This is a genomic window from Trueperella sp. (assembly GCF_043424875.1).
Taxonomy (GTDB): domain Bacteria; phylum Actinomycetota; class Actinomycetes; order Actinomycetales; family Actinomycetaceae; genus Trueperella.
This window is the reverse complement of record NZ_JBHWPL010000047.1, coordinates 1-19,768: the sequence shown is the minus strand read 5'-3', so window position 1 is coordinate 19,768 and position 19,768 is coordinate 1. Positions and strand designations below refer to the sequence as shown.

General features: G+C 62.8%; 16 protein-coding genes. 13 read left to right on the top strand and 3 right to left on the bottom strand.

Annotated elements, in window-relative coordinates:
* Positions 1–154: 154 nt before the first annotated feature.
* From ACHFFR_RS04620 to ACHFFR_RS04565, 12 genes are all read left to right on the top strand, one after another.
* Positions 155–1,192 (top strand): hypothetical protein, encoded by a 1,038-nt coding sequence (locus ACHFFR_RS04620; RefSeq protein WP_394263106.1) that lies wholly within the window; start codon positions 155–157, stop codon positions 1,190–1,192.
* 426 nt (positions 1,193–1,618) lie between these two features.
* Positions 1,619–4,234: an ATP-dependent Clp protease ATP-binding subunit gene (locus tag ACHFFR_RS04615; protein ID WP_394263105.1), complete on the top strand. Its 2,616-nt coding sequence runs from the start codon at positions 1,619–1,621 to the stop codon at positions 4,232–4,234.
* A gap of 546 nt (positions 4,235–4,780) precedes the next feature.
* Positions 4,781–5,803 (top strand): hypothetical protein, encoded by a 1,023-nt coding sequence (locus tag ACHFFR_RS04610; RefSeq protein ID WP_394263104.1) that lies wholly within the window; start codon positions 4,781–4,783, stop codon positions 5,801–5,803.
* Positions 5,804–5,972: 169 nt separating this feature from the next.
* Entirely contained in the window at positions 5,973–6,824 is an 852-nt protein-coding gene (locus ACHFFR_RS04605) for an HAD-IIA family hydrolase (protein ID WP_394263103.1), read from the top strand.
* A 158-nt stretch (positions 6,825–6,982) separates the two neighbouring features.
* Positions 6,983–8,572, top strand: coding sequence for a ribulokinase (locus ACHFFR_RS04600; protein WP_394263102.1), 1,590 nt, complete (start codon positions 6,983–6,985; stop codon positions 8,570–8,572).
* Positions 8,573–8,590: 18 nt separating this feature from the next.
* Entirely contained in the window at positions 8,591–9,364 is a 774-nt protein-coding gene (locus ACHFFR_RS04595; RefSeq protein ID WP_394263101.1) for a DeoR/GlpR family DNA-binding transcription regulator, read from the top strand.
* Between the two features lie 13 nt (positions 9,365–9,377).
* Positions 9,378–10,748 carry a sn-glycerol-1-phosphate dehydrogenase gene (locus tag ACHFFR_RS04590; RefSeq protein WP_394263100.1) on the top strand — a complete coding sequence of 457 codons (1,371 nt, stop codon included), beginning with the start codon at positions 9,378–9,380 and terminating at the stop codon, positions 10,746–10,748.
* 46 nt (positions 10,749–10,794) lie between these two features.
* A complete protein-coding gene (locus tag ACHFFR_RS04585; protein ID WP_394263099.1) occupies positions 10,795–12,465 on the top strand; it encodes a ribulokinase in 1,671 nt (556 codons plus the stop codon).
* The gene (locus tag ACHFFR_RS04580; protein WP_394263107.1) at positions 12,456–13,172 is read left to right on the top strand and encodes an L-ribulose-5-phosphate 4-epimerase; all 717 of its coding nucleotides are present in this window, start codon (positions 12,456–12,458) and stop codon (positions 13,170–13,172) included. Before ACHFFR_RS04585 ends, ACHFFR_RS04580 begins: the two co-directional genes overlap by 10 nt.
* Positions 13,173–13,174: 2 nt before the next feature.
* Positions 13,175–14,680 (top strand): FGGY-family carbohydrate kinase, encoded by a 1,506-nt coding sequence (locus ACHFFR_RS04575; protein ID WP_394263098.1) that lies wholly within the window; start codon positions 13,175–13,177, stop codon positions 14,678–14,680.
* 98 nt (positions 14,681–14,778) lie between these two features.
* Positions 14,779–16,476 carry a dihydroxyacetone kinase family protein gene (locus ACHFFR_RS04570; protein WP_394263097.1) on the top strand — a complete coding sequence of 566 codons (1,698 nt, stop codon included), beginning with the start codon at positions 14,779–14,781 and terminating at the stop codon, positions 16,474–16,476.
* 78 nt (positions 16,477–16,554) lie between these two features.
* Complete coding sequence (locus ACHFFR_RS04565) at positions 16,555–17,613, top strand: alcohol dehydrogenase catalytic domain-containing protein (protein WP_394263096.1); 1,059 nt, start codon at positions 16,555–16,557, stop codon at positions 17,611–17,613.
* 133 nt (positions 17,614–17,746) lie between these two features.
* Here ACHFFR_RS04565 and ACHFFR_RS04560 read toward each other — a convergent pair whose 3' ends face one another.
* The 3 genes from ACHFFR_RS04560 to ACHFFR_RS04550 form a co-directional block, all read right to left on the bottom strand.
* Complete coding sequence (locus ACHFFR_RS04560) at positions 17,747–18,193, bottom strand: RpiB/LacA/LacB family sugar-phosphate isomerase (protein WP_394263095.1); 447 nt, start codon at positions 18,191–18,193, stop codon at positions 17,747–17,749.
* 69 nt (positions 18,194–18,262) lie between these two features.
* Positions 18,263–18,694, bottom strand: a complete 432-nt coding sequence (locus tag ACHFFR_RS04555; RefSeq protein ID WP_394263094.1) for a DUF3592 domain-containing protein — start codon at positions 18,692–18,694, stop codon at positions 18,263–18,265.
* A gap of 54 nt (positions 18,695–18,748) precedes the next feature.
* Entirely contained in the window at positions 18,749–19,234 is a 486-nt protein-coding gene (locus tag ACHFFR_RS04550; protein ID WP_394263093.1) for a hypothetical protein, read from the bottom strand.
* A gap of 103 nt (positions 19,235–19,337) precedes the next feature.
* Here ACHFFR_RS04550 and ACHFFR_RS04545 point away from each other — a divergent pair.
* Positions 19,338–19,768, top strand: a 431-nt coding sequence (locus ACHFFR_RS04545) for an SDR family NAD(P)-dependent oxidoreductase (protein ID WP_394263092.1), incomplete at its 3' end; no start/stop codon positions are given.

The window sequence follows — 19,768 nt, the reverse complement described above, 5'->3', positions numbered from 1 at the left end:
ACGGGCCCGACCGTCGTCGTGAAAGAGACGAAACTTCTGTCCACAGGGAGCCAAACGAACGAGATATCCACATTCGGGCATTGGCGTCGGACCGGCGATGCTACAAAGGCATAGGCTCGGCTCACGAATGTGAGTCAACGTGGAAGGGGTGCCCGTGGGTGGTCAGGCGGAGCGGATCCAGATTGTGAGTTCGCCGCGGGTCGAGCACGATGACGCTGCCGGGCCGTGGTACGCCACGCGGGCGGCGGAGTTTCGAGCGATTCGGAATTCGTCGATCCGGTTTGGCGAGACGCACGAGGTTAAGGAAAAGGACTTCTGGAAGAAGGCACTTGCAGAGGGGCGGACGCGGACTTTTCCCGGGTTCGCAACGCGGTTGCCGGAGGAGTCCAAGGCGCGGTGGGATGAGGAGCACGACGCCGTCCTGAGACTTGTCGATTATGTGGACCGGCGTCGGCGGGATTGTGAACATTCGAGCCTCGTCTCGTTCGCGGGGCTCACCGCCGCGCACATCCTAGGGTTGCCCACGGTATCGGAGCACCCGGAAAAGGCGCAGCGGCAGGTGCCGCCGCAGCAGTTGCATTCGACGACGACCTTCTCGAGAACGCGCAGTGTGACCGTTGCGCCGGAGACGGTAGAGCTGGCGGGATTGCAGGTGTCGTCCATTGCGCAGACGGTCGTGGATCTTGCCCGGTGGGAAGGGATGGAGGACGGGCTGATCGTCGCGGACTTCATGTTGCACAACGGGCTGGGCACCAGCGAGCAGGTAGCCGCGATCGTGGAAAAGCTCGGGCCGGTGGCGGGGATCGGGAATGCTCGGTTGGTGCTGGAGCTGATGGACCCGCGCATTGAATCGCCGGGGGAGTCGCTCACGCGGTGGCGGTTTTATGAGGCTGGTATTTCGGGCTTTGAGCCGCAGGTGATGGCGCTCTTGATCGGGCGGAGGTATCGGATGGATTTCTTTGACAATTCCACCGGCACGAACGTTGAGTTTGATGGGTTTGAGAAGATTTCGAATCCGCTGATGCGAAATGGGAAGTCGTTCGATGAGGCGATGGCCGACGAAGCACGGCGCCAGCGCGCGTTGCGGCAGGTGGGCATTCAGTCGTACCGGATCGAGTGGAAGAACGTGATCACGGCCCAGGCTTTTGAGCGGTGGCTGAACGACATGCGCCCGTATGGTCTGCCGTACTAGGCGCGGTGGTTAGGCCGGCTGGGCTGGCGGGCGGGCGGCCGGGTGGTGGGCGGTTGGCCGGGTGGTGAGCGGGCGGGCTGGAGCCGGGCTATTGCCGGGGTGGGCGCTGTAAGTGGTGCAGGTTCTTGCTAAGTGGTGCAGGAAGTTCCTGCCCGGTTTGGTTGGAACTTGCCCGGGTTGCGGAAAAGGGTGCGCAGGTGCGCGAGGCTGGGTGTAGGCGGGCTGCCCGGGTTGCGGAAAAGGTGATGCGGGTGGCCGGCTGGCCGGGGCCGGGCTGGCTGGGGCCGGGCGGTTTCGCTCATAGGTGCGAGTCACGCCAGCGGCGAAACGGCGAATAAACGCGGCGATTCGGTCGCTAAGGTGGGTGAGGGATCGCAGGGGTGTACGCACATGCCCCGTGCGAAAGTATTTAAGAGGAGACCAAAATTGTTTGAACGGTTTACAGATCGCGCCAGGCGAGTCATCGTGCTCGCCCAGGAATCTGCGCGAAACCTCAAGCACAATTACCTTGGCACCGAGCACATCCTGCTTGGCCTGATCAAGGAGGGTGAGGGAGTTGCGGCCAAGGCTCTTGAGTCGCTGAACGTGTCCTACGACGCCGTCCGCGAGCAGGTCATCGAGATCATCGGCGAGGGCCAGGAGCAGCCGTCGGGACACATCCCGTTCACGCCACGCGCCAAGAAGGTTCTTGAGTACGCGATGCGTGAGGGCCTCCAGCTCGGCCATTCGTACATCGGCACCGAGCACCTGCTGCTCGGTCTGTGCCGCGAGCAGGACGGCGTCGCCGCTCAGGTGCTCGTCAAGCTCGGGGCGGATCTGCCGCGCGTGCGCCAGCAGGTCACCCAGCTGCTCTCGGGCTACCAGGGTAAGGAAGCGGTCGGAGTCGGACCGGGCGCTGCCCGCGAAGGCCAGAAGGCTGGATCCACGGTGCTCGACCAGTACGGCCGCAACCTCACGCAGGCTGCTCGCGAGAACAAGCTTGATCCGGTCATTGGCCGTCACAACGAGACGCAGCGCGTTATGCAGGTGCTTTCGCGCCGCACGAAGAACAATCCCGTCCTGATCGGCGAGCCCGGTGTGGGTAAGACCGCCGTCGTCGAAGGTCTTTCGCAGTCAATCGCGGCAGGCGACGTGCCGGAGACGCTCAAGGACAAACAGCTTTACTCGCTCGACATGGGCTCGCTCGTGGCGGGCTCGCGCTATCGCGGTGATTTCGAGGAGAGGATGAAGAAGATCCTCAAGGAGATCAACACGCGTGGTGACATCATTTTGTTCATCGACGAGGTCCACACCCTCGTGGGCGCTGGCGCGGCGGAAGGCGCACTCGATGCGGCCTCGCTGCTCAAGCCCATGATGGCCCGTGGCGAGCTCCAGATCATTGGCGCCACCACGCTCGATGAATACCGCAAGCACATTGAGAAGGACGCCGCGCTCGAGCGCCGCTTCCAGCCGATCCAGGTCGATGAGCCGACGGTCAAGGAGACCATCGCGATCCTCGAGGGTCTGCGCGATCGGTACGAGGCGTTCCACCGAGTCACGATTACGGATGACGCCCTCGAGTCGGCGGCAACGCTCTCGGACCGCTACATCAATGACCGCTTCCTCCCGGACAAGGCGATCGATCTGATCGACGAGGCCGGCGCGCGCCTAGCCATCCAGAAGATGACGGCCCCGCCGGAGCTGCGCGAGCTCGACGACGAAATCGCCGAGGTCAAACGCACGAAGGAAGCCGCCATCGATGGCCAGGACTTCGAGAAGGCCGCCGCTCTACGCGACAAGGAGCAGCAGCTCACCGAGAAGCGCGCCGAGCGCGAGAAGGCGTGGAAGGAAGGGGACCTCGACGTCGTCTCGGTCGTGGATGAGGACACCATCACGGAGGTCCTGTCCATGTCCACAGGCATCCCCGTCTTCAAGCTCACCGAGGCCGAATCCGAGAAGCTCCTGCGCATGGAGGACGAGCTGCACAAGCGCGTCATCGGCCAGAACGAGGCCGTCACCGCGCTCTCGCAGGCGATCCGCCGAACGCGCGCGGGCCTGAAGGATCCGAACCGCCCCGGCGGCTCGTTCATCTTCGCTGGCCCGACCGGCGTCGGAAAGACGGAGCTCGCTAAGGCCCTCGCCGAATTCCTGTTCGGCGACGAGGACGCGCTCATCACCCTCGACATGTCCGAGTATTCGGAGAAGCACACGGTCTCGCGACTGTTCGGTGCCCCTCCGGGATACGTCGGCTACGAAGAGGGCGGCCAGCTCACCGAGAAGGTGCGCCGCAAGCCGTTCTCCGTGGTGCTGTTCGACGAGATCGAGAAGGCCCATCAGGACCTGTTCAACTCGCTCCTTCAGATTCTCGAGGAAGGCCGTCTGACGGATTCGCAGGGTCGCGTGGTCGATTTCAAGAACACGATCATCATCATGACCACGAACCTTGGAACGAAGGACATCGCGAAGGGCGTCCAGACTGGTTTCCAGTTCGACGCCGACACACAGACCTCCTACGAGCGCATGAAGAACCGCGTGGGCGAGGAATTGAAGAACCACTTCCGCCCCGAGTTCTTGAACCGTGTGGATGACATCATCGTCTTCCCGCAGCTCAACAAGGACGAGATCCTCGAGATCGTCGACCTCATGATTGGCAAGCTCGGCGCCCGCCTGTGGGACCAGGGCATGTCGATCGTGCTGACCGACGAGGCCAAGCGCCTACTTGCCGACCGCGGCTACGACCCGGTCCTCGGCGCGCGTCCGCTCCGCCGCGCGATCCAGCGCGACATCGAGGACATGCTCTCGGAGAAGCTCCTGTTCGGTGAGTTCGAGAAGGGCCAGACGATCGTCGTCGACGTCGATGAAGAGGCGACGCCGAAGACGTTCACCTTCACCGGCCACGATTCGGATTACCAGCTGCCCAAGGGCGTGAAGCCCGCGCAGGAGAACGAGGAGATTATTGGTCTTGCGCAGCCGACGACGGTCGGTCCGTCCGGTAGCGACGACGACGGCGCGCAGCCTGCGGGTGAGCCCGTCCACGACGGCGGCGGAACGCGAACCGATTAGTCCCTCAACGGGGACATAGCTAGCGACGCGGGGTGGTCTCGAGACATCGAGACCACCCCGTTTGGAGTCTGTGCCGAGCGCAGTGGGGGTGCGGCGCGGGTGCGGCGCTCGGCGGTGCGGCGCAGCGCCCACGCATGGGTGATTCTTTCGATGTCGGCGTGTGAAAAACGGTGCCGTTTTCACACGAATTCAGTGAATTACCAATTTGACCCGGCGAGTTACCACAGGTGTAAATATGGCGATTCTCCGCAGAAACTGGCGGATGCTCGCGGTTTTATTCATGTGGCGCCGACGTGTCCTGCAACACATTTCAGTGCAAGATTTCATGCGCAACATCGTGCATTCTTCATGACCTATGTGAAAACTATCAAGCCCGGTGCTACGTTATGTGCTAGGTGGAAATCTGGTCACAGTGAGGTAACTAGATTTGCAAAAGCGCTCTGGCCTCGAAAAGGCAGGTTTCCGGCTAGAACGATCGCGATACTTACCAACGCCGGTTTGTGTAGCGGAAGTTCACGTCATCACACCCTGACAAAGGAACGCAACATGGAAATTGATATCTTTTGGCTTATCGCGGCCTTCGGAGGTGGCGCCTTCGGTGCCGCAATCGGTGGCCAGACAGCCTTTATTTTCACCGGTCTCCTGTACCTCACCGGCCTCGGTGTGTACATGGCTGGTATTGATGCAGCCCCGTACATGAACTCGGTCGTCTTCGGCCCGGTCTTCGGACCGCACATCGCCTTCCTTGGAGGTGCGGCCGGTGCTGCCTACGCAGCTAAGGTAGGAGCAATGCCGCAAGGGGTAAACGGTAGAGATATCGTGAGCCCGCTCGCAGGCCTGGCGCGTTCTGACGTGCTAATGGTCGGCGGCGTCTTCGGCATGCTCGGTTACCTGATGAATAACTTCTTCGCATGGATTCTGCCGACCTTCAAGGCTGGCGATCCGTCTCTCCACTATGGCAACGAAGTTATTGGCGCAACCGATACCGTGGCACTGACCATCATCGTGCTGTCGATCGTTGTTCGTTTCATGTTCGGTAGCTCCGGCATGTTCCAGAAGACGAACGGCCTCGGCCTCATGGAGGTTGGCGAGGGCAAGCACTGGGTCGAGCATCAGGAGAAGTGGGGCGTCACCGCTGCACACGGTCTGACCTCCGGCCTGCTGTCCGCATTCGCCACCCTCGTGGTCGTCCAATACTTCTACGAACTCCAGCCTGGAATCGTGAACCACGCGCAGCTGATCGGCTGGGCAATTTCGGCAGTCACCCTGATCTTCCTGACCTGTGGTCTGAAGACGCCGGTGACTCACCACATGACGATTCTTGCTTCGATCGGCGCGCTGAAGTTCGCTCCGATCATCGCGGGCACCTCGGATGTTGCTGCTTGGTCGGCCACCCACCTGGCTATCGCGCTCGTCATCGGCGGTATCGTCGGTGCTCTTGGCGGTCTGCTCGGCGAGGTCCTCTCCCGTACGACCAACGCCAATGGCGACACCCACATCGATCCTCCGGCATTCGCCATCTGGACCGGCACCACGGTTCTGTACGCGATCACCGCGATCCTTGCCTAACACCCTATGAGCTCGCCCGATCACTCCCGATCGGGCGAGCTCATCTACACCCCCCTCCTGCGGGTCGGGCGCTTGCGCCCGCATCCCGACCACCCGGGCGTTCGCGCCTGCACTCCGACCCCAGTTCAGACTTTGACCCCCTAGAGCCTCGCAGTTAAGGAACGGACGAATGCAGTACTCTTCGCCGACACAGTTGTATGACGCCTACATCTTCGACCAGGATGGCACGATCTATCTGGGAGATGTCCTCCTTCCCGGAGCTAAGCGTCTGATCGAAGGCCTGCGAGAGCTTGGCAAGCCCGTTCGGTTCCTGTCCAACAACCCGACCAAGGATCCGGTCGAGTACAAGAAGAAGCTCGATCGCCTCGGCATCCCCACTCCGCTGGACGAGATTGCGAACACGGTTGTCACCACAACCCGCTGGCTGAAGATGCATTACCCGGACGCCGTCGTCTTCCCGATTTCCGAAGAACCGCTCAAGCGCGCGTTGCGCGAGGCCGGGATCAGGATGAGCGAGAACCCGGAGGAGATCGACATCGTCATCGCCTCTTACGATCGCACCTTCGAGTACAAGAAGCTTCAGATCGCTTTCGACGCGATCTGGTTCCACAAGCGCGCATTCCTCATCACCACGAATCCGGACCGCTACTGCCCGTTCCCGGGCGGGCGCGGCGAGCCCGATGCGGCGTCGATCGTGGCAGCAATTGAGGCGTGCACGGGAACCACACTCAAGGCCAACATGGGCAAGCCAGAGCCGGCGATGCTCGAGGCGGCCCTCGGCGATCTCGACGTCGATCCGAAGAACTGCATGATGGTCGGCGACCGCCTCGGCACCGACATCGGCATGGCCGTGCGCACCGGCATGGTATCCACGCTGGTCTTGACCGGCGACAACACAGCTGAGGAGGCGGAGGCGCTGCCTGAAGATGAGCAGCCCACCTTCGTCCTCGACCGCATCGACCACCTCATTCCCGCGGAGTATCGCGAGCAGTGGGGTTGGTCCGATAACGACGACGACTAGTCACCGACCCGCCAGTTCCACCACTGCCAGTCTCCTAGTCCCACCAGGTTCACCTCCGGCAACGCGCACAGGCCGACCCCGGCCGGTACGAGACGACGACGGCGTCGTCGCTACAACTGAATAACGTCACCAAACACCGTCACCAAAGGAAGAGAACGATGACCAACCAAGCAGTCAAGTTCAGGTACACCCACGGTCCCTACCTCATGGGCATTGATTTCGGTACCGAATCGTGCCGCGTGGGTATTTTCGATCCCGTTGGCTCGCCGATTGCGTTCGCGGCCACGCCGTACAAGACCACCTATCCGCGCCCGGGCTGGGCCGAGCAGGATCCGGAGGATTGGACGCAGGCGCTGATCGCCTCCGCGCGCAAGGTTATGGCTCGCGCGGGCATTGAGCCGCCAGAGATCGCGGGCATTTCGTATGACGCGACGACGATGACGGTGGTTCCCGTCGACGAGAACGGCGAGCACCTGCGCAACGCGATCATGTGGATGGACGTGCGCGCAACGGAGCAGGCCGGCCGCGTGGTCGACTCGAAGTCGCCCGCAACGCGCTACACCGGCGGCGGCACCTTGCCCCCGACGGCCGAGTGGTTCCCCTTCAAGGCGGCCTGGCTGCGCGAGAACGAGCCGGAGATTTACGAGAAGGCATACCGCCTCGTCGACGCCCCGGACTGGCTGACCTACCAGCTCACCGGCCGCTGGACGATCAACATCAACACCGCCGCCCACCGCGCGTACTACGACCGCGATAACGGCGGCTGGCCGGTGGACCTGTACGAAGAGGCCGGCGCGGGCGACGTGTTCGACAAGCTCCCGGAAGACGTCATTGACCTCGGTGTCCACATCGGCGGACTCACCAAGCGCGCGGCCGAATCGCTTGGCCTGCTGCCGGGCACCCCGGTTGCGCAGGGCGGCGGCGACGCGTGGCATGGCCAGATCGGCCTGAACGCGCTGAGCCCGGGCAAGATGTCGCTGGTTACAGGCTCCTCGCACGTCATGTCCGGCCAGTCCGACCAGCCGGTCTCCGGCCCCGGATTCTTCGGCGGATACACCGACGGCGTGGTGCCCGGCCAGTACACGGTGGAGGCCTCGCTGACCTCCTCGGGCTCGGTGCTCAAGTGGTTCAAGGATCAGTTCTGCCAGGACATTGAAAAGGGCGCGAACGAGCTGGGCATCTCGGCCTACGACGTGCTCAACCAGCGCTCGCAGGACATCCCGATCGGCTGTGAGGGCCTGATCATCAACGAGTACTTCCAGGGCAACCGCACGCCGTGGTCGGACGCGAAGGCGCGTGGCGTGTTCACCGGCCTCTCGCTCGGCCACACCCGCGAGCACATGTATCGCGCGATCCAAGAGGCCGTGTGCTACGGCGTCGAGGCGTCGATGCGCAAGCTCAAGGAGGCCGGCTTCGAGGTCGAGCAGTTCGTGGCCGCGGGCGGCGCCACCAAGTCGCGCGACTGGACCCAGATGCATTCCGACGTCACCGGTATCCCGATCGTCATGACTGAGGTTGGCGACGCCGTCACGCTCGGCTCGTGCATCCTGGCCGCGGCGGGCGCCGATCTGTACGGATCGGTGCAGGAGGCCGCGGACGCGATGGTTCATGAGCGCGAGCACATCGAGCCGAACATGAACGCCCACGAGGAGTACAAGTTCTACGCCGATAAGTACGTGGAGCAGTACGCCCTCAACCAGGACCACATCCACTCGGTTGTGGACCACGTCGTCGAAACCCGCAAGTAGACGAGCGAAGGCATGCACGTGGCGGTCAGGCAGACGCAAGAAGAGCGGCAGACGGGCATTATCGAGCTCATTATTGAGCGCGGTTCTACCCGTGTTGAAGAGCTGTCCGAGCACTTCAACGTCTCTGCCATGACCTTGTATCGAGACTTGGCCGCCCTCGAAGCCCGCCACATCATTACGCGGCACAAGGGAGCGGTTTCCCTGCTCGTGAGCTCGATTTCGGAAACCCCGTTCGAGTTCCGGCTGCGTCAGGAGGCGGAGGCGAAAATGGCCGTCGGCAAGGCGGCCGCGAAGATCGTTGACAGTTATGCGACCGTGTTCTTGGACGATTCCACCACGGCGCATAACGTCATCGACTTCATCGCGGATCCGGGGTCGAAGGAGTTCATCACGAATTCACTGGCCTCGGCCCGCAAGATTGCCGATTCCGAGCACAAGAGTTTGACGGTGCTCGGCGGCAAGCTTGTACGCCAGTTGGACGCGATGTTTGGCCCGACGACGACGCGTACGGTTCGCGAGCTCGCCTTCGAAACCGCCGTGTTCAGTACGGCGTCGATTAAGGATGGGACGATCTTCCATCCGTATTCGGATGTGGCCGGCTTTAAGAGCGAGCTCATTAAGCGGGTGAGCGTGCCCATTCTTGTGGCGACCGGCTCGAAGTTTGACCGCGTTGCGCTGCACCGGATCGCCGATGTGGCCGATTTTAAGTATCTCGTGGTGGATAGCTCGATATCAGACACCGCGTACAACGAATTAAGTTCTCTAACAAACGTGATCGTAGCCGATCGCTAGGAAAGGTTTTCTCATGACTGAACTCATCCAGAAGGCGCTTGAAACCGCCACAGAAACCAAGGACATCATTTTCGGTAACGACGTCAACAAGGAAATCGGGCCGATGTTTAAGCGGCTCTACCCGAATATGAAGGCGATCGTCGTCGCCGATGACAACACGTGGGGAGCCGTGGGCGAGGAAGTCGTCAAGTCTCTCGAAGAGGCCGGCGTGGAGTTCGCGGACGAACCTTACATCTTCCCGGGAACGCCCACACTGTATGGCGATTACGTCAACACAGAGAAACTGCGCGAGGCGATTCGCCCCTACGAGAACACGATCATGGTCTCGCTCGGAGCGGGAACGCTCAACGATATTGCCAAGCTGGCCTCAGGTGAGCTTGGCCGTGAGTACATTAACGTGTGTACGGCCGCATCGGTGGATGGCTTTGCTTCGTTTGGCGCCTCGATTTCGAAGGATGGCTTCAAGATCACCCGTTCGTGCCCGGCTCCGGCAGCGCTCATCATGGACGTGCCGACCATGGTCGAGGCACCTTACCGCCTGACTGCCACCGGCTACGGCGACCTGATCGAGAAGATCCCGGCCGGCGCGGACTGGATCCTCGCAGACGAACTCGGCATTGAAGAGATCGATGACTACGTGTGGGACCTCGTCCAGGGCACGCTCATGGAGTCGCTCGATGATCCGCAGGCCGTGCGAGACACGGATCCGGACGCGATCGCCAAGCTCGGCGAGGGCCAGCTCATGTCTGGTCTTGCCATGCAGGCACACCAGTCCTCGCGTCCCGCATCGGGCGCCGGCCACCAGTTCTCCCACACGTGGGAGATGGAGGGCCACGGCCTCGATTGGGAGCCGCCGCTCAGCCACGGAAACAAGGTGGGCGTGGGCACGGTTGCCTCACTCGCGCTGTGGGAAGAGTTCCTCAAGCTCACCGAGGAGGATTTCGACGCCGATCGCGCGGTCGAGCGCCTGAAGAGCGCCGAGGAGGTCGAGGCGAACGTGCGCTCGATGCTCAACGAGAACATTCAGGACGAAGCCGTCAAGCATTCCGTGGGCAAGCTGTTGACGGAGGAGCAGTTGCGCGAGCGCATCGCACTCCTGAAGGACAAGTGGCCGACGATCAAGGAGCGCTGCGAGAAGCAGATCATCCCGGCCAAGCAGGCTATGGAGATGCTCAAGACAGCCGGAGCGCCCTACCACCCCGAGCAGATCAAGATTGATTGGGATCGCTTCCGCGAGACCCACTTCAAGGCGCAGATGATTCGTCCGCGCTACACCGTGCTCGACACCCTTACCGACCTCGGTATTTTCGAAGATACCGTGGACAAGCTATTTGCAGAGGACGGTTTCTGGGGCAAGAACCGCCACCCTGCAAACGACTCCTAACGGAAATATGCCTCACCACCTAGACGCGAAGGAGCGTTAAAGAACAATGACAGAAAAGTACCTAGTAGGTGTTGACTTTGGAACGCTATCTGGCCGCGCCGTCGTCGTGCGCGCCTCGGATGGCCAGCAAGTGGGCACAGCCGTCACCGAATACAAGCACGGCGTGATGGACCGGACGCTTGATGCGGGCGACGGCCAGAAGCTCCCACCGGAGTTCGCCCTCCACAACCCGGGCGACTACGTGGACGTGCTCGGCGATGCCATCCCGAACGCCATCAAGGACGCGGGCATCGACAAGGATGACATCGTGGGCGTGGGCATTGACGCGACGTCGGCCACCGTGTTCGTGACCGACGAGGACGGCAAGCCGCTGTCCGAGTACGAGGAGTTCAAGAACGAACCGCACGCCTACGTGAAGCTGTGGAAGCACCACGGCGGCCAGGATCAGGCTGACCGGATCATCGCGCTCGCCGAAGAGCGCGGCGAGGAGTGGCTTGAGCGCTACGGCGGCATCCTCTCCTCGGAGATGCTGTTCCCGAAGGTCCTCGAGACGTTCGAGAAGGCGCCCGAGGTCTACGAGAAGGCGGCGTACTTCGTCAACCTGCTCGACTGGATCACGTGGAAGCTGACCGGCGAGCTGAGCTTCGCGGCCTCCGATTCGGGCTACAAGCGCATGCTGACCGACGGCGAGTACCCCTCGAAGGAATTCAACGAGGCCCTCGCGCCGGGCTTTGGCGACGTGTTCGAGACGAAGATGAACGCGCCGATCAAGCAGCTGGGCGAGAAGGTCGGCGGCGTGACCGAGGAGATGGCCGAGCTGACGGGACTGCCCGCGGGCGTCGCCGTCGCTGCCGGAAACATCGACGCGCACGTCGTCGTGGCTGGCGCCAACGCCGTGAAGCCGGGCCAGATGACGGCGATCATCGGCACCTCGGGCTGCTACGTCATCAACAACGAGGACTACAAGCCAGTGCCGGGCGTGTTCGGAAATGTTGAGGGCGGTGCGGTTCCCAAGCTGTGGGGTATCGAGGGCGGCCAGACGGCCGTGGGCGACGTGTTCGCCTGGTTCGAGCGCAATGGCGTGCCGGAGAGCTACGAGAAGGAGGCCCGCGAGGCTAACAAGTCGATCCTTGACTACCTCATGGACCGGGCGTTCGAGCAGCAGATCGGCGAGCACGGCCTCGTGGCCCTCGACTGGTTCAACGGCAACCGCTCGATCCTGTCCGATGCGCGCCTGTCGGGCGGCATCATCGGCCTGACCCTGCAGACCACGCCGGACGAGATCTACCGCGCCCTCATGGAGGCCACGGTGTTCGGCATCCGCGTGATCATCGAGAATTTCGAGGAGCACGGCGTGCCGGTCACGGACATCGTGGCAGCCGGCGGCCTGCTGAAGAACGAGCACTTCATGCAGCTGCTTGCCGACATCACCCGCCGCCCGGTCTCGATTTCCGAGGCGGAGCAGACGGGCGCACTCGGTTCGGCGATCTTCGCGTCGGTTGCGGCGGGCGTCTACGACGACGTCTACGAGGCTGCCGAGAAGATGTCGCAGGTCAAGGAGAAGGCATACGTGCCCAACGAGGATGCGTCGGCCCGCTACGACGAGCTCTACGACATCTACAAGCACCTGCACGATTACTTCGGCACCGAGGAAACCGGGCTCATGTACAAGCTCAAGGACATCCGCGCCAAGGCATTCGAGGAGTCATACAAGTGAGACTCGCTGACCAGCCGAAGGAGATCCAAGAGGCTGTAGCGGAGACTCGGCGTCGGGTTTCAGAACTCCACGCCGAGCTTCCGGCCAACGGCCTCGTCGTGTGGACGGCGGGGAACGTCTCGGAGCGAGTTCCGGGCGCGGACCTGTTCGTCATCAAGCCCTCGGGCGTTCGCTACGAGGAGCTCTCGCCGAACGCGATGGTCGTGTGCACACTGGATGGGCAGAAGATCGACGACGGCACGCCGGCCGAGCTGACGCCGTCGTCGGACACCGCCGCCCACGCCTACGTCTACCGGCACATGCCAGAAGTCGGCGGCGTGGTGCATACGCATTCGCCGTACGCGTGCGCGTTTTCGGCCGTCTACCGGCCGATCCCGTGTGTGCTGACGATGATGGCGGACGAGTTCGGCGGGGACGTGCCCGTGGGGCCGTTCGCGATCATCGGCGACGACTCGATCGGCCAAGGCATCGTGGAAACGCTGCGTGAATCCCGGTCGCGGGCGGTGCTCATGGGCAACCACGGGCCGTTCACGATCGGAAAGGACGCCACCGACGCGGTCAAGGCCGCGGTGATGGTGGAGGAAGTGGCCAAGACCGTGGCGATTGCCGAATCGCTCGGGCAGCCGCGCCCGATCGCGCAGGAGCATATCGATACGCTCTTTGACCGCTACCAAAACGTGTACGGCCAAGACCACGATAAGGAGTAATCATGGGTTCGGGCCCACTGGTCATTGCTCTTGACTCGTCGACGTCGGCTACGAAGGCCGTTGTTGTTGGCGAGTCTGGGCAGGTTGTGGCTTCTGGCAGCTCGCCGATCGAGTTGCTGACGCCCGGCATGGACCGCTACGAGCACGATCCGGAGGAGTGGTGGACGTCCACATACACCGCCATTTCGTCCGCGCTATATTCGCTGTCGAATTCGCAAAAGCAGCGGATCAAGGGCATCTGTATCACCCATCAGCGCGAATCGTTCGCGCTGGTTGACGAGGAGGGCAAGGCGCTGCGGCCGGCCATTTTGTGGCTGGACTCGCGGGCGGGCGCGGAGATCAAGGAGTACGGCTCCGACGAGATCCACGAGCTGTCCGGCAAGCCCGCCGATACCACCCCGGCGATCTACAAGATGGCCTGGCTGAAGAAGCACGAGCCCGATGTGCTGGAGGCGGCGGCGAAGGTCGTGGACGTTCACGCCTACCTGTCCTACCAGCTCGTGGGCGAGTGGGTCTCGGCGATGGGCTCGGCGGACACGCTGAACCTCATGGATATCGAGGCGCAGGACTACTCGGACAAACTGCTGGAGATCGCCGGCGTTCGCCGCGATCAGATGGCGGCGTTGGCCAAGCCCACGGAAACGATCGGCACGCTCAAGGCTGAGCTGGCCGAGGAGTGGGGTCTGAACGACGACGTGGCGCTGATTGCCGGCGTCGGCGACGGCCAGGCTGCCGGTCTGGGAACGAACGCGACTGCCGAGGATACGGCCTACGTGAACGTGGGTACCTCGGTGGTGTGCGGTATTCATTCCAAGAGCTACGCCTACGATCCGTCGTACCGCACCCTGCTTGCGGGCATCCCGAGCCAGTACGTGCTCGAGATCGTACAAAATTCCGGTTCGGTGCTGCTCAACTGGTTCCGCAAGGAGCTGGGCGATCCGGCGCTCGACGGGAAGATTGACCCGAAGCTCGATCAGGCCGCGGCGCAGGTGCCGCTCGGTTCGGAGGGGCTGCTGACTGTTCCGTATTGGAACGCCGTGCAGTCGCCGTACTGGGAGCCCTACGCCAAGGGCATCATGTTGGGCTTTGGTTCAGCGCACACCCGCGCGCACATGTACCGCTCCATCATGGAGGGCATCGCGCTCGAGCTGCGTGAAAACATCCGCCGCGTGGAGAAGTCGACGGGCAGGGAGATTCGCGAGCTACGCGCCACCGGTGGCGGTTCGCGCAACCTGCTGTGGCGGCAGATCTTCGCGGATGCCACGGGCAAGCCGATCATCGTGGCCGGCGTGGATGAAGTATCCGCGCAGGGTGCGGCGATCATGGGCATGGTTGGAGTGGGGGTGTACGACGACGTCGCCGAGGCTGCCGAGGCGATGACCACGTTTACCGCCCGGACCGAGCCCAACATGGACACCCACGAGCGCTACGGAAAGCTTGCTCAGGTGCAACAGGAGATCTACCCGAAGCTGGAAGACATCTTCGAGAAGATCAACGACATCCAATAAAACCCACAGTGCTGGCCGCCTCACCCGCGGCCAGCACTTTCTCTCATTAACGCAATAACTCACAAAACTCACAACCAACCTGGAAAGGGGTAGGGATAGTGACGTTTCTAGTAAATAATCCTGAAGAGTTTGCAGGCGAGGCGCTGGCTGGTTTCGCGGCGGCGTACTCGGACTACGTGCAGCCCATCCACGGTGGCGTGGTGCGGGCGACGACGAGCCCGCAGGGCGAAGTATCGATCGTGGTTGGCGGCGGATCGGGGCATTACCCGGCGTTCGCTGGCTGGGTGGGCGAGGGCATGGCCCACGGCGCGGTTGCCGGAAACATTTTCTCATCGCCGTCGGCATCCCAGGCCACCTCGGTGTGCAAGGGTGCGACCAACGGCGGCGGCACGCTCATCATGTTCGGCAACTATGCCGGCGACGTGCTGCATTTTGGCAACGCGGCTGAGCAGCTGCGGGCCGAGGGCGACGACGTCCGCATCTTCACGATCTCGGACGACATCGCGTCGGACACCGAGGAGAATCACCGCGATCGCCGTGGAATCGCGGGCGATTTGCTCGTGGTCAAGGTGGCGGGCGCGGCCGCGGCGGACGGGAAGAACCTCGACGAGGTGGAGGAGGTCGCCCACCGCGCGAACGACCGTACCCGCACGCTCGGCGTCGCGTTCACGGGCTGTACGTTCCCGGGCGCGAAGGAGCCGCTGTTCGAAGTGGAGGAAGGCACGTTCGGCCTTGGCCTTGGTATCCACGGCGAGTCGGGCATTTCTTCGCACGACATGATGAGCTCGGACGAGATCGCTCAGATGCTCGTGGAGAAGGTGCTTGAGGAGGAGCCGGAGCGCGCGGATGGATACGAGGGCCGCGTGGCCGTGCTCGTCAACGGTCTCGGTGCCACGAAGTACGAGGAGATGTTCGTCTTCTACGGCGCCGTCAAGGGCCTACTCGAAGACAAGGGCCTGACGATCGTTGGCCCGGTGGTGGACGAGCAGGTCACATCACTCGACATGGCGGGCATCTCGCTCTCGCTCATGTTCCTCGACGACGAGCTGGAGAAGTACTGGCTCGCTCCCGCGAATACCCCCGCGTTCCGCGTGGGCAACGTGGAGACCGACGGCGACCGCCGCGAGATCGTGGAGGAGACCGAGGACGAGATTCCCGAGGGCGCTCCGAAGTCGCAGGAACTCGCGAAGAAGATCGCGCGCGTGCTCGTGGCCTTTGAGAAGAAGGCGCGCGAGGTCGAAAAGGAGCTCGGCAAGATGGACGCGGTGGCTGGTGACGGCGACCATGGCCAGGGCATGGTGCTCGGATCGACGGCCGCGGCGAAGTCCGCGCGCGAGTCGGTGGAGGCCGGAGCGGGTGCTCGCACGCTTCTTGGTCGCGCGGGCGCCGCGTGGTCCGAGGGCGCGGGCGGTACCGCGGGCGCACTGTGGGGCGGCGCGCTGTCCGCCGTCGGCTCGGCGCTCTCAGATGACGAAGGTGCCGACGCTGAAACGGTGCGCGAGGCCGTCGTCGCCGGAACCCGTTCGTTCGTGACCCTCGGCGGGGCGCAGGTAGGCGATAAGACCATCGTCGACGCCTCCGAGGTGTTCGGTGACGAGCTCGAAAAGGGCGAAGGCGATCTGGACTCTATCTGGGAGAAGGCCGCCGAGGCTGCCACGAAGGCGGCTGAGGGAACGGCTGAGTTCGCGGCGAAGAAGGGCCGCGCCCGCACCCACGGCGATAAGTCGATTGGCACGCCCGACCCGGGCGCAACCTCGTTCGCTATGCTCATGGCAGTGGTGCCCGAGCACCTGTGAACCAGAGCCGAGCGTGGTCATAGCCGAATGTGGGGCCGAGCTCGGTCACAGCCCGAAACTCCGACGTGAAGGAAAGCGATGTTTGCAGCTCAGTTGAATGCTCCTGAAGACCTCGAACTGGTCGAGAAGGCCACGCCCACGGCAGGCCCGGGGGAGGTGCTCCTGAAGATTGAGGCCAACACGATGTGTGGCACCGATTATCGCCTCTACACGGGTGCGAAGACGGCGGGCGTGCGCCCGGGCGTAGTGCCCGGCCACGAGATCGCCGGCCGCATCGCCGAGATCGGCGAGGGTGTGGACGAGATCGTGCCGGGACTCGAGGTCGGCCAGCAGGCGACGGTTTCGATCGTGGTCTCGTGCGGGCACTGCCGCAACTGTTTGAACGATCGCGAGCATCTGTGCGTGAATCTCGAACTGTTCGGCTACGCCATCGACGGCGGTCTGCAGGAGTACATGATCGTGCCGGAGCGGGCGCTGCGCCGCGGCAACCTCATCACCACGAGCGCGGAGCTCGATCCGAAGGCGCTGTGCCTCGCCGAGCCGATCTCGTGTTGCCTGAACGGGCTGGATCAGTTCAAGGTCGACGCCGGGGACACGGTTGCCGTTCTCGGAGCCGGCCCGATCGGGCTGATTCACGCCCAGCTCGCGCTCGCGAGCGGCGCGAAGCACGTCTTCGTGTCGAACCGAGGCGAGGACCGCCAGGAGGTGGCCAACCGGCTCGGCGCCACGGGCGTGCATCCGGATGAGCTCGCGGAGCGGATTGGTGAGGTCACGGATGGTGCCGGCGCGGACGTGGTGATCGTCTGCATCGGCGCGCCCGATCTTGCCAATGACGCGCTCGAGCTCGCAGCCGAGGGCGGCCGGGTGAATTACTTCGCCGGCTTCCCCAAGGGATCGACCTCGCAGATGGAGCCGAACCTCATCCACTACAAAGAACTGCAGGTGACGGGCGGGTCGAACGCCCGGCGCCGCGATGTTATCCGCGCGATCAAGCTCCTCGAAAAGGGGCTGATCAACGTGGAGGAGATCGTGACGCACACGTTCCCGCTGTCGAAGGTCGCGGACGCCTATCAGGCGGTGAACGACCGCCTCGGCGTGAAGATCTGCGTGGTGCCCGATGCGCTCTACGAGGGCTAGCTCTATGGTGGCTAGAGCGCTCAGCGCGGGCTAAAGTGCTCGCGAACTAGCCTCACCAAACTGTGGTGGTCCGGAGAAATCTCCGGACCACCACTGTTGTTATTCAGGCGTTCGCCGCTGTGGGCGTGCCGCCTTACTTCTTCTCGTCGCCAGCCTCGAACGAGCAGATCGCGTCAACCTTCTCTTTCGAGCGGGAGTTGGGATCGAACTCGTGCTTGAGGTACTCCTCGAGGAGCTTCTCGGCGAGCTTGGTGCCAATCACCTGCGAGCCCATGGAGATGAGGTTCGCGTTGTTGGAGAGCACGGCGCGCTCGGCCTGGTACACGTCGTGGATCATGGCGCAGTAGGCGCCGTCCACCTTGTTGGCCGCGATGCCAACGCCGATACCCGTGCCGCACACGAGGATGCCGCGGTCGTATTCCTTGGCGGCCACGGCCTTGGCTACGTCGAACGCGATGTTGGCGTAGATCGGATCGTCGGATCCGAGGTCGTGGACCTCGTGGCCGAGCTCTTCAGCCTTGGCGATGAGGACTTCTTTCAGGTCAGATGCGTTAGGGTCGCCACCGAATGCGAGCTTCATAAATTCTCCTTTGCCTAGGGGTAAGCGTCTTGTTCAGTCTACCGCGCCACCGCGCCCTAAGACGAGGGTTTAGCCGATGACGAAGTGGTCCGGATTTTGCGGATCCACGTAAATTGTTACCGCCTGACCGACGTCGAGAAATGGCCTCACGCCGGGGTAGATCTTGGTGAAAACCCGGGCGTCGTCGTCGTGAATTCCGGTGGCCGTCAGGGTGTAGTTGGCCGTGCCGCTAAACGTTGATTTGATCGCGCGGTCGATGGAGGTGACCACGCCGTCGTAGGCGATCCCGTGTGCCTTGAGGCGGTTGGCTTCGGCGTTGAGCCGCAGGTTGTAGACGGCGAGGTAGATTCCGGCGGCCACGAATCCGATGCTGAGGATGAGGAAGCCCCAGAACGTGGGTGCGCTGAGTTCGCCGCGGGTGATGATGACGGAGCCTGTGGCGACCACGCCGAAGATGGCGAGGACCGCGCCGACGATTGCGAGTGCTATGCGTCTATTCATTGCTGCACCTTTCGTTGTGCCCGCCCGCGCTGCGAGGGTGAGCCCGGCGGGGTCCTATAGGCTACCGCGATTTTCTTCTTGGAGGGCGCTGGGGATGATGATGAGGTAGGTCTCGGGGTTGTCGGGGTCGACGCCGACCTCCACGGTTTGCCCCACCCGCGCGTCTGGCTTGTCGAAGGAGAACGTCTGTTTGAAGGTGCGCACCTCGCCGTCGGTATCGCGCCCGCGTGCCTCGACGATCCACGGGTTTTGGCCACCGATGTGGACGTCGGGGTTCGCGTACATGTCCGTGACCTTCGCCGATATGCGTGGGCCGGCGAGTAGGCGTGCCTCCTCGGCCACGAAGGCGTTGCGTGTGCGGCGGAAGGCAAGGATGCTGGAGAACATCATGAGCAGACCGATGACGGCGATGACAGCGCCGACGGGCACGAGGGATGCGAGGCCCTGCCACACGCCGAAGATAGCGATGATGGCGCCACCGAGGATGACGATGGGGGCGATCGCGGAGAGAATGGCGAACTTGCGTAGCGAGTATTCCATGGGCTAACTCTACCTGCCCCGCTTTAGGTGAACAGGTTAGGGGCATACGAGCGCGAACCGTAGACTTGTGGAGTTAGACCACATGCTGTTTTAAGGAGAAATTGTGGCTCTTGATGGTAAGGTCGCGCTGATTACGGGCGCTGGTTCTGGTTTTGGTAAGGCGACGTCGCTGCTGTTTGCGAAGAATGGCGCGAAGGTTGTTGCCGTGGATCTTAATCTTGAGGCGGCTAAGGCTGTGGTCGAGGAGATTGAGGGTGCGGGCGGCTCGGCGCTTGCATTGAAGGCGGACGTGTCGAGTGAGGACGAGGTGAAGTCCGTGATCGACCGTGCGGTTGAGGAGTTCGGCCAGCTCGACATCCTGTTCAACAATGCGGGCACGTACGTGCATGGCAATGTGGAGGAAACGAGCACGGACGGCTGGCATAAGTCGGTCGAGGTGAATCTGAGTTCGGTGTTTTACGGTGTGAAGCACGCGATTCCACATTTGAAGAAGACGAAGGGGAATATTATTTCGACGGCGTCTGCGGGCGGCGT

Coding starts and splice junctions, on each gene's coding strand:
- ACHFFR_RS04565 (WP_394263096.1), top strand. CDS start 16,555: ATGTTTGCAGCTCAGTTGAATGCTCCTGAAGACCTCGAACTGGTCGAG.
- ACHFFR_RS04575 (WP_394263098.1), top strand. CDS start 13,175: ATGGGTTCGGGCCCACTGGTCATTGCTCTTGACTCGTCGACGTCGGCT.
- ACHFFR_RS04560 (WP_394263095.1), bottom strand. CDS start 18,193: ATGAAGCTCGCATTCGGTGGCGACCCTAACGCATCTGACCTGAAAGAA.
- ACHFFR_RS04605 (WP_394263103.1), top strand. CDS start 5,973: ATGCAGTACTCTTCGCCGACACAGTTGTATGACGCCTACATCTTCGAC.
- ACHFFR_RS04555 (WP_394263094.1), bottom strand. CDS start 18,694: ATGAATAGACGCATAGCACTCGCAATCGTCGGCGCGGTCCTCGCCATC.
- ACHFFR_RS04550 (WP_394263093.1), bottom strand. CDS start 19,234: ATGGAATACTCGCTACGCAAGTTCGCCATTCTCTCCGCGATCGCCCCC.
- ACHFFR_RS04610 (WP_394263104.1), top strand. CDS start 4,781: ATGGAAATTGATATCTTTTGGCTTATCGCGGCCTTCGGAGGTGGCGCC.
- ACHFFR_RS04590 (WP_394263100.1), top strand. CDS start 9,378: ATGACTGAACTCATCCAGAAGGCGCTTGAAACCGCCACAGAAACCAAG.
- ACHFFR_RS04600 (WP_394263102.1), top strand. CDS start 6,983: ATGACCAACCAAGCAGTCAAGTTCAGGTACACCCACGGTCCCTACCTC.
- ACHFFR_RS04585 (WP_394263099.1), top strand. CDS start 10,795: ATGACAGAAAAGTACCTAGTAGGTGTTGACTTTGGAACGCTATCTGGC.